The organism is Vibrio sp. 10N.222.48.A3 (assembly GCF_041475345.1).
In the GTDB taxonomy this organism is placed as follows: domain Bacteria; phylum Pseudomonadota; class Gammaproteobacteria; order Enterobacterales; family Vibrionaceae; genus Vibrio; species Vibrio tasmaniensis_A.
Genome location: NZ_JBFRVX010001026.1, coordinates 1 through 2,154, shown reverse-complemented (window position 1 = coordinate 2,154; position 2,154 = coordinate 1). Strand labels below are relative to the sequence as shown.

Annotated in this window: 2 protein-coding genes and 1 pseudogene; 1 reads left to right on the top strand and 2 read right to left on the bottom strand. The window is 40.3% G+C overall.

Translation table 11 applies throughout. The annotated features are described in order from the left end of the window. Positions 1 to 137: 137 nt before the first annotated feature. Positions 138 to 257, bottom strand: a pseudogene (locus AB4653_RS23245) (manganese-dependent inorganic pyrophosphatase); the annotation flags it as partial. A 269-nt stretch (positions 258 to 526) separates the two neighbouring features. Here AB4653_RS23245 and AB4653_RS23240 point away from each other — a divergent pair. Next, on the top strand, positions 527 to 1,078 hold the full coding sequence (locus tag AB4653_RS23240; RefSeq protein ID WP_102257807.1) for a hypothetical protein: 552 nt from the start codon (positions 527 to 529) through the stop codon (positions 1,076 to 1,078). 108 nt (positions 1,079 to 1,186) lie between these two features. Here AB4653_RS23240 and AB4653_RS23235 read toward each other — a convergent pair whose 3' ends face one another. Continuing rightward, a complete protein-coding gene (locus AB4653_RS23235) occupies positions 1,187 to 1,639 on the bottom strand; it encodes a septal ring lytic transglycosylase RlpA family protein (RefSeq protein WP_009847204.1) in 453 nt (150 codons plus the stop codon). Positions 1,640 to 2,154 lie beyond the last annotated feature (515 nt).

The window sequence follows — 2,154 nt, the reverse complement described above, 5'->3', positions numbered from 1 at the left end:
TATTTATACAATGCGAGTATTAGTATTTTGCCAACGAAAACACTGGTGAATTTAGTCCTAAAGTCCAAGTTAATTAGCTTATCAACAAGAAGGGGGGGGGATCTATACCAATCCCTCTCCCAAAAATCTCTTTCTACTTACAAGCTCTCAATTGCCTTTTGCACTGCAGGGCCAATCTGGCGCTTACGAGAAGTGACGCCCTCCAAAGTCAGCATGTCACTTGTTGGTTCAGCATTGAAAGCCGATTTTTTAATCTCCTTAATTCACCTAAGTTCACTTATTTTTGCCCCTAATCATCCTCACCCTATATGTAGATTTTCGACGGGGAAATATAGACATAGCGAATCAACTCATGCCTCCTGCGCACTTGTCAAATACATTAAAACCGAACATATATGAACACTGAGTGATATTGCCAGGTAATACTTGGTGATGATATTGTAAATAAATAATAATAGCTATTTTTCAGACAGTTATTCGATTCGCAAATTCAACTATTTATATTGAATCACGCAGGAGTATTAAAGTGATACTAAATCATAATTTAGACTGGAGTATTGTTGGCTCTATACCAACTGGCCCTGGAACATTTGTAAGAGATGCCTTTCAATTACAATATGGCCAACCCACTAGAGAACTCCTTCCAGCTGGGACATCGATATATAAATTTAATGGTTATCCAACTTTAGGGCGAGGCGAAATTACAGACGAGACCACACTGTCACCATGGTGGTCACCAACCGACCCTTTCCAACATGATGCAGGACTAGAACAAAAGAAAAAAATTGCGCAGCGTAATGGCGTATCTCTTAGAGAATGGGGACGTTTGACCTCAGTTATCAAAGAGAACTGGAGTTCATTGGATTACTTATTGGAGATGAGACTAAAATCTCCGGTTTATGCTTGGTTTGGCGGTTTTAAAGGGATGGACCGTATTGATGCAGGCTCACAATCCAAAAGAAATACAGCTCTTGAAATGAGAGGTAATTCGCAAGGCCTACCTGGCGGAGCGACTCAATTCTATATTCCCAACTTAACCGTCGGCCATTTTATGTCTCACAAGTTTAGTAAGATGTGAGCCTGCTTAACGAATACAATTTCACTTTTGATTACTAACCAGTACCGGCCTAGCTCTTAGCACCGTTTATAGTAGTGGTTGACAATTCAAAGGAATACTTGAAGTTGGTTAGTGCTTATACCTAAAGGTATTACTGTCATCAACAATCTCAATTTTGACAGGCACAGTGCCTTGCTTAACGTTACCTATTTGTGCAAATGCCTTGTGAGAAAGGTCGATAACTCGGCCTTTTACGTAAGGGCCTCGATCGTTAATTTTCACATCGACCGACTTGCCATTGTCTGTATTGGTCACTCTCACGATCGTCCCAAAGGGCAAGGTTTTATGAGCCGCTGTGTAGGCATTCATGTTGTATGTCTCACCACTTGCTGTGAGTTTTCCATGGAATTTATCGCCATACCAAGAAGCTTTACCCACAAGAGCATGTGACTTGGCATAGTCCTTTGTTTTAGAACTGCCGACAGCCGACGTTGAGGTGCATCCAGCTAATATCATAAGAATAAGAGCGGTAAAGATGATATGTCGTTTTTTCATGTGATTTGGGAACGCTAATCTCTGCATGTTTCTCTATTTTCGTTGTTGTTGGTTAGTAATATTGTGCTGAGTATAGTCACAGCTCAGTCAAGGCTACCATTCGGTATGAGCCCGCAATATTTCCATAAACTACGCTTTCTTCCGTCATTTTCATGAAAGGTTTTATCCTTAAAACGTCAACTTTAACAACGTCTTAATGTTGTTTGTTTCTTTATCATTCTATTCAGAACGACGATGGCTACTTTTTTGTGTAGTAATAACGCTTACCTACACATAACCCGACAATCCAGTTGGCGTAAATAGTATGAGCATTGGCGATATTTGCACTGCAAACCAACACCCTGATCTTTATTCTACTCCCATAAATCAGCACACGGAGTGAAGATAGATCTAGCAAGCTAGATTTCGAAACAAGGATAGTGACTTTCTAACTTGGGATAGAAATGATGACTGTCAGTGAATTGAAATATCGATATTTTTTCGAAGCCATGGGTAAAGTTGCGCCTTCAGCTGCAACGAACTCTCTTCCTACTTTAGCGAAT

Coding starts and splice junctions, on each gene's coding strand:
- AB4653_RS23235 (WP_009847204.1), bottom strand. CDS start 1,639: ATGCAGAGATTAGCGTTCCCAAATCACATGAAAAAACGACATATCATC.